Source organism: Brevibacterium sp. 91QC2O2 (genome assembly GCF_024580695.1).
Taxonomy (GTDB): domain Bacteria; phylum Actinomycetota; class Actinomycetes; order Actinomycetales; family Brevibacteriaceae; genus Brevibacterium; species Brevibacterium moorei.
The window spans coordinates 36,756-43,054 of sequence record NZ_JANIJY010000024.1; the positions used below are offsets into that span (position 1 = coordinate 36,756).

At 66.3% G+C, this 6,299-nt stretch carries 7 protein-coding genes; 1 reads left to right on the forward strand and 6 read right to left on the reverse strand.

From position 1 onward, the window contains the following. Positions 1–7 precede the first annotated feature (7 nt). From NQ036_RS13375 to clpS, 6 genes are all read right to left on the reverse strand, one after another. Positions 8–1,519 (reverse strand): ABC transporter substrate-binding protein, encoded by a 1,512-nt coding sequence (locus NQ036_RS13375; RefSeq protein ID WP_257059559.1) that lies wholly within the window; start codon positions 1,517–1,519, stop codon positions 8–10. An 89-nt stretch (positions 1,520–1,608) separates the two neighbouring features. Beyond that, positions 1,609–2,199, reverse strand: a complete 591-nt coding sequence (gene rdgB / locus NQ036_RS13380) for an RdgB/HAM1 family non-canonical purine NTP pyrophosphatase (RefSeq protein WP_257049859.1) — start codon at positions 2,197–2,199, stop codon at positions 1,609–1,611. After that, positions 2,196–2,936 carry a ribonuclease PH gene (rph, locus tag NQ036_RS13385; protein WP_257059562.1) on the reverse strand — a complete coding sequence of 247 codons (741 nt, stop codon included), beginning with the start codon at positions 2,934–2,936 and terminating at the stop codon, positions 2,196–2,198. Before rph ends, rdgB begins: the two co-directional genes overlap by 4 nt. 66 nt (positions 2,937–3,002) lie before the next feature. Then, positions 3,003–3,809, reverse strand: a complete 807-nt coding sequence (locus NQ036_RS13390) for an MBL fold metallo-hydrolase (protein WP_257059567.1) — start codon at positions 3,807–3,809, stop codon at positions 3,003–3,005. Between the two features lie 36 nt (positions 3,810–3,845). After that, the gene (locus tag NQ036_RS13395; protein ID WP_257049861.1) at positions 3,846–4,457 is read right to left on the reverse strand and encodes a DUF2017 domain-containing protein; all 612 of its coding nucleotides are present in this window, start codon (positions 4,455–4,457) and stop codon (positions 3,846–3,848) included. Position 4,458: 1 nt separating this feature from the next. Next, on the reverse strand, positions 4,459–4,776 hold the full coding sequence (clpS, locus tag NQ036_RS13400; RefSeq protein WP_257049862.1) for an ATP-dependent Clp protease adapter ClpS: 318 nt from the start codon (positions 4,774–4,776) through the stop codon (positions 4,459–4,461). A gap of 62 nt (positions 4,777–4,838) precedes the next feature. Here clpS and NQ036_RS13405 point away from each other — a divergent pair, with 62 nt between their 5' ends. Further along, the gene (locus NQ036_RS13405; RefSeq protein ID WP_257059564.1) at positions 4,839–6,164 is read left to right on the forward strand and encodes a nicotinate phosphoribosyltransferase; all 1,326 of its coding nucleotides are present in this window, start codon (positions 4,839–4,841) and stop codon (positions 6,162–6,164) included. The last annotated feature ends 135 nt before the right edge of the window (positions 6,165–6,299 follow it).

Below are 6,299 nucleotides of genomic sequence, written 5' to 3' on the forward strand. Positions count from 1 at the left end.
GGACGCCTCAGGCCGCGGCCAGGTCGACCAGCCGGAACGCGTCGGTGATCTGGTTCTTCGGCAGTCCGGTCACGCCCTTGTTCGCGACGATGAGATTGGGCAGCAGGAACAGGAAGTCGGCTGCTGCGTCATCGGTGATCGTCCTGGCCACCTTCTTCATCCCGTCGATGTATTCCTGTTCGGTTCCGGCATCGGCCTTGGCGGCGTCCGCTTCGATGCGCTTGTAGTCGTATCCCGTGTAGTAGCCCTTGCCGAAGACCGTGAGGATGTCACGGGCCTCGACATGGCTGACCACCGACATGTCATAGGAGTGGTCCGTCAGGGTCTTCTGAATCCACACGCCGGGGAACTCCTGGATCTGCACCTTGGCGTTCAGTCCGACCGCCTTGAGCTGGGAGACCACGATATTGCTGATCGCCGTGGCATACGGCAGATTGGGCACCGTGAAGGTCAGGCTCTTGCCGGAGATCCCGGCTTCGTCGACGAGCTTCTTGGCCTTGTCCACGTCATAGGGGTAGACGTTGTTGAGGTCCTCGTAGTACGGATCGGTCGGCGGTACCATGCTGCCGATCAGGGTGCCGTGGCCGCCCCAGGCCGTGTCCATGACGGCCTTCCGGTCGATCGCGTACATCACGGCCTGGCGCGCTTTCTTGTCCTTGAAGATGCCGGCGGCGTTGTTCATCGACAGGACGACCTCGCCGTTCGTCGTGCCCTCGATGACCTCGAATTTGTCCGACTGCTGCTGGAAGTCCGAGAGCAGATCGGGGGCCTGCAGGTTACTCAACACATCGACCTGACCGGACTTCAGCGCGTTCGCGGCCGACACCCCGTCCTTGAAGTACTTGAAGGTGACCTGCTTGAGCTTGGGCTTATCGGCCCAGTAGTCGTCGCGGGCGGCGAACACGATGTCCTGGCCACGGGTGAATTTCTCGATCGCGAACGGACCGGTGCCGTTGGCCTTGTTCGCCAGATCGTCGTGGTCCTTCGAGTCGAAGACCGTCCCGACCAGGGAGGCCAGGTTGTACAGCCACGAGTTCGAGCGCTGTTTGAGCTTGATGGTGACCTTGGCGTCGCCATCGGCCGTGACGGAGTCGATGATCGCCATCTTCTGGCTCAGCGGGTTCTTCCAACCCTTGCCGGTGCGCACGCGGTCATAGGAGTACTTCACGTCCTCGGCGGTGAAATCGGCGCCCGAGGCGAACTTCACCCCGGTCTGCAGGTCGAAGGTGTAGGTCTTGCCGTCTTCGGAGACCTTCCAGGCCTTGGCCAGGGACGGCTGGATCTTGCCGTCCTGGTCCACCCGCACCAGCGACTGGTAGACGTTCTCCAGCAGGGCCTGCGGAATGGCCGCGCCGCCGGTCGTGGTGTAGTCCAGGTTCGCCGGTTCCGCCGTCTGCGCGACGATCAGCGAATCCTTCGCCTGGCCACCGGCGGCCTGCGTTCCGCCTCCTGCGTTGCAGGCGGAAAGGGGAAGTGCCAGCACAACGGCCAGGGCCGCGCCGAGGCTCCGAAGTTTCATGATGCTCCTTTAGATGGGCGGCGCCTGGGGTTGAACACCGTCACCCAAAGTGTAATAGGGCTCACCCCACGGCGCACGCCCGTCCATCCCTAGGCCAGATGGGCGGCCAGGGCGCGGAACGCCGCCCCACGGTGGGACACCTCGTTCTTCTCCTCCGGACTGAGCTCTGCGGCCGTCCGCTGCCCCTGACCGACCAGGAAGATCGGATCGTAGCCGAACCCTCCTGCGCCGTGGGCCTCATGCGCCAGCCGACCGGGCATCAGCCCCTGCTCGACGATCTCGGAGCCGTCGGCTCCCACAAACGCGGCCGCGCACACGAAGCTCGCACCGCGGTGCTCATCGGGGATGTCCGCCATCTGGGCCAGCAGCAGCTCGAGGTTCTCCCGGTCCGCCCCGTGGGTGCCCGACCAGCGGGCCGACAGGATGCCGGGCGCCCCGCCCATCACGTCGACGGCGATTCCCGAGTCATCGGCGATGGCGTCCAGCCCGGTGGCCGCCTGGGCAGCACGCGCCTTGAGCAGCGCGTTCTGGGCGAAGGTCACCCCCGTCTCGACCGGATCGGGCAGGCCCAGGGAGCCGGCGGTGACGACGTCCACATCGCCCAACAGCGGGGTGAGGATCTCGCCGAGCTCCCTGGCCTTGTGCTCATTGTGCGTGGCCAGCACGATCCGCCGGCTCATGCCAGGGGCTCCGCCCCGGCGAGCGCCGCGCGCTGGATGCGCGCCAATTCGGTACAGCCGCCGGTGGCCAGGTCGAGCAGGTTGCCCAGCTCGGCCCGGTCGAAGGGAGCGCCCTCGGCAGTGCCCTGCACCTCGACGAAGGCGCCCGAACCTGTCATCACCACGTTCATATCGGTCTGCGCGCGGGAATCCTCCTCATAGGGCAGGTCCAGCATCGGGGTGCCGTCGATGATGCCCACGCTGATCGCGGACACGGAATCCTTCAGCGGCTGGGCGGACTTCTTGATCCACCCGCGTTCCTTGCCCAGTGCCAGGGCATCGGCCAGGGCCACATAGGCGCCGGTGATGGATGCCGTACGGGTGCCGCCATCGGCCTGCAAGACGTCGCAGTCCAACTGCAGGGTGTTCTCCCCCAGTGCGTCCATGTCGACGACTGCGCGCAGGGCCCGGCCGATCAGGCGTGAGATCTCGTGCGTCCGCCCACCGATCTTCCCCTTGACCGATTCGCGCGAGTTCCTGGTATTGGTGGCGCGCGGAAGCATCGCATACTCCGCCGTCACCCAGCCCTTGCCCTGACCCTTGAGCCAGCGGGGCACGCCCTCGGACAGGGATGCCGCGCACAGCACGCGGGTCCGGCCGAACTCGATGAGTGCGCTGCCCTCGGCGTGATCCAACCAGTTGCGGGTGATTGTCACCGGGCGCAGCTGATCGACCGCGCGTCCGTCTGAACGTGTCATGGAAATGAACTCCTCGTCTCTTCGTCTATCGTGATTCTCAGGCTTATGGGCTGCCGGTGCGGCCGCTCAGATGTCCCAGCGCCGCCCCGGCCGGGCCACCTCGAGCGGCCCGGAGAACTCGGCCGCGGCCTCGGCCGCTACGACCTCGGGATCGGTCCACGGCGGGATGTGTGTGAGCACCAGCTTGCCGACACCGGCCTCACGGGCCACGATGCCGGCCCGCCGACCGCTGAGGTGAATCCCGCGCACGGTGTCACGGCCCTCTTGGAAGGCGGCCTCGCACAGGAACAGATCGGCACCGCGGGCCGCCGCCACGATCCCCTCGCAATAGTCGGTGTCCCCCGAATAGGTCATCACCCGGCCGGCAGCATCGGTGAAGCGCATCGCATAGGCCTCGACGGGATGGTCGACAAGCGTCGCCTCGACTTCCAGGCCGCCCACGCGCAGGTGCGCCCCGTCGTGCAGGTCGTGGAACTCGAAGACCCTGTCGAGATTCGCGTCCTGGGCGTTCTCGGCCACGGGACTGGCGCCCGGATCGGTATGGTGAGCGGCCAGTAGCCTGTCCTCGGTGCCCGCCGGTCCGTACACGGGCAGGGCGCACAACGGCCGCCCGCCCTCGCAGAAGAAGCGGGGATCATAGCTGCGCGCCACGTACATCCCGGTCAGGTCGATGAAATGATCGGGGTGGAGATGGCTCAGCAGCACCGCCTCGATCGTGCTCAGATCGGTGTGCGTCTGCAGATCACCCAGCGCTCCCTGCCCCATGTCCACGACGATCGGCGCAGCGGAGGGGTCTGCGCGCAACACATAGCTGCTCGCGGGGTTGCCGGGCCCCGGGAACGATCCCGAGGTTCCAACGGCAGTCAGCTGCATGTTCACCCATTCCTCCTAGTCAAAGCCCTTGCGCCGTCAGTTGAGCCCGTCAAGGTCCATCAGCTCGTCTACGATGCGCTCCTGCATCCAGCTGAGGAAATCGTAGACCGATATGTGCATCTGGTCGGCCTCGCTCAGTTCCTCGAAGCCCGTATCCATGGCCTGTACGTCCGCCTCCGTCTGCAGCCCCAGGCGGGCCGCCAGCACCAGACGCACATCGCCGACCGCGATCATCCACGCCCGGGCGCCCTCCCGGTCCAAGTCGATGCGGCCCGAGCGGTCCAAGTCGAGCAGGGCCCTGCGCAGATTCGACAGCTTCGACTCCCGCAATTCGGGCTCCGTGTAGCGACGGAACTCCGCCGAGCGCTCGGGATCCTCGCGATCCAGACTCGGCAGCAGCCGGGCCAGGGCCGGATCCTCCGGCGGCGTCTGCGGCCCCATCGTGAACATCCGCTCGAACATCGCGCCGAGGCCCTCGGTGGCCTCCCCCGTTATGTCGGTGGTGTCGCCGATTTCCGCGTTCGCGGCGCCGGCCGGCGCGCCGCCAAGCAGTTCGATCGTGTCGGTGAACAGCCCGGTCAGGAGCCTGCGTTCGTTCGCTTCGAGGTCGATGACGACCGGATGGCGGTGTGAGCCGGAAATGCGCATCTCACTCCCCCCGGTCCGTAGCCCGGCGGCATTCCGCCCAGAGACCGAATTCGTGCATGGCCAGCGTGTCGCGCTCCATCTTCTCCCTGCTCCCCCTGGCGACCACGGCCCGGCCGCGTTCGTGAACCTGCAGCATCAGGGCCTCGGCCTTCGCCTTCGAATAGCCGAAATAGGAGCGGAACACATAGGATACATAGTTCATCAGGTTGACCGGATCGTTGAGCACGATGGTGAGCCACTCGTCCTCACCGGCCCTCTGCCGTGCGACTGTGGGTGCATCCTCTAAGACCGCGCTGCCGGCCCCCGCGCTGTTCGTCACCCGTTAAGCCTATGCGAAAGCCCACCCGGGACGTGCTCTGGGCATGCAATAGGATTCCTTTTATGAAGGATCTCATACGCCAGGCGGCCTCTTCGGCATTCCTGACCGACCACTACGAACTCACCATGTTGCAGGCCGCGCTGCGCTCGGAGACGGCTGGGCGGCCCAGCCTATTCGAGGCATTCGGACGCAGTCTGCCGGCCGGCCGTAGATACGGTGTTCTCGCCGGCACCGGGCGTTTCTTAGAACTGCTCGCCGACTTCCATTTCAGTGGCGAACAGTTGGACTTCCTGCGCCGCACCGCTGTGGTCGACGAGGCCACCATCGACTATCTTGCCGAGTTCGAGTTCTCCGGAACGATCCGCGGATATGCCGAAGGCGAGATCTACTTCCCGGGTTCACCGCTGGTCACCGTCGAGTCGACCTTCGCCGAGGCGGTCGTCTTGGAGACGCTGCTGCTGTCGACGTTGAATTACGATTCTGCTGTCGCTTCGGCGGCCTCGCGCATCACCTATGCGGCCGGTAATCGGCCGTGTGCGGATATGGGATCGCGCCGGACCCATGAGCAGGCGGCGGTGGCGGCGGCCAGGGCCGCTGTGATCGGCGGCTTCACCTCGACGTCGAATCTGCAGGCGGGACTGCGCTACGGGCTCAAGACGATCGGCACCTCGGCCCATTCGTTCACCCTGCTCCACGACGACGAGCGCGCGGCCTTCGCCGCCCAGATCGATGCCCTGGGAATCGACACCACGGTGCTCATCGACACCTATGACATCGAACAGGCGGTGCGCACCGCCGTCGAGGTCGCCGGCCCCGGCCTGGGTGGAGTGCGCATCGACTCCGGTGACCTGGCCATGCAGGCGGGCGAGGTCAGGGCCCTGCTCGATGAACTGGGGGCGGTGAACACCACGATCACCGTGACCAGCGACCTCGACGAGTACGCGATCGCCGGTCTGCGCGCCGCCCCCGTGGACTCCTACGGAGTCGGCACCAAGCTCGTCACCGGGTCGGGGGCTCCCACCGCAGCGCTCGTCTACAAGCTGGTCTCCCGCCGTGACGGGGAGTCCGGGGAATGGGTGTCGGTGGCGAAGCGTTCGGCGCACAAGGAATCCCACGGCGGTTTCAAACAGGCCGTGCGCAATTTCGACGGCACGATCGCAACCGAGGAGTCCATCGGCGTTCCCACCCTGCCGGATTCCGCAACGACCGGCCGACCGCTGACCGTGGACCTGGTCGTCGACGGCGTCATCGACGAGTCCTATACGGGTGTTGAGGGAGTGCGCCGCGCACGGGCACGACATGCCGCGTCCCTGGGTGAGCTGCCGCCTCGGGCACACAGCCTGCAGCCGGGTGAGCCGGCCCTGCCCACGGTCTACTACCAGGCCTGACCCCCTCCGGGCCCTCGCCCTACCAGTGGCTCTCGCCAGACAGGTGCCCCTCGGGCCAAGTGCCCGCGCCTTACCAGTGGCTCCACTCAGGTGACTGTGGCTCGATAACTCGTGAGTTATCGAGCCACAGTCACC

Excerpts from the sequence above, each read along its gene's own strand:
- NQ036_RS13390 (WP_257059567.1), bottom strand. The coding sequence starts at position 3,809 with ATGCAGCTGACTGCCGTTGGAACCTCGGGATCGTTCCCGGGGCCCGGC.
- NQ036_RS13405 (WP_257059564.1), top strand. The coding sequence starts at position 4,839 with ATGAAGGATCTCATACGCCAGGCGGCCTCTTCGGCATTCCTGACCGAC.
- rdgB (WP_257049859.1), bottom strand. The coding sequence starts at position 2,199 with ATGAGCCGGCGGATCGTGCTGGCCACGCACAATGAGCACAAGGCCAGG.
- NQ036_RS13395 (WP_257049861.1), bottom strand. The coding sequence starts at position 4,457 with ATGCGCATTTCCGGCTCACACCGCCATCCGGTCGTCATCGACCTCGAA.
- rph (WP_257059562.1), bottom strand. The coding sequence starts at position 2,936 with ATGACACGTTCAGACGGACGCGCGGTCGATCAGCTGCGCCCGGTGACA.
- NQ036_RS13375 (WP_257059559.1), bottom strand. The coding sequence starts at position 1,519 with ATGAAACTTCGGAGCCTCGGCGCGGCCCTGGCCGTTGTGCTGGCACTT.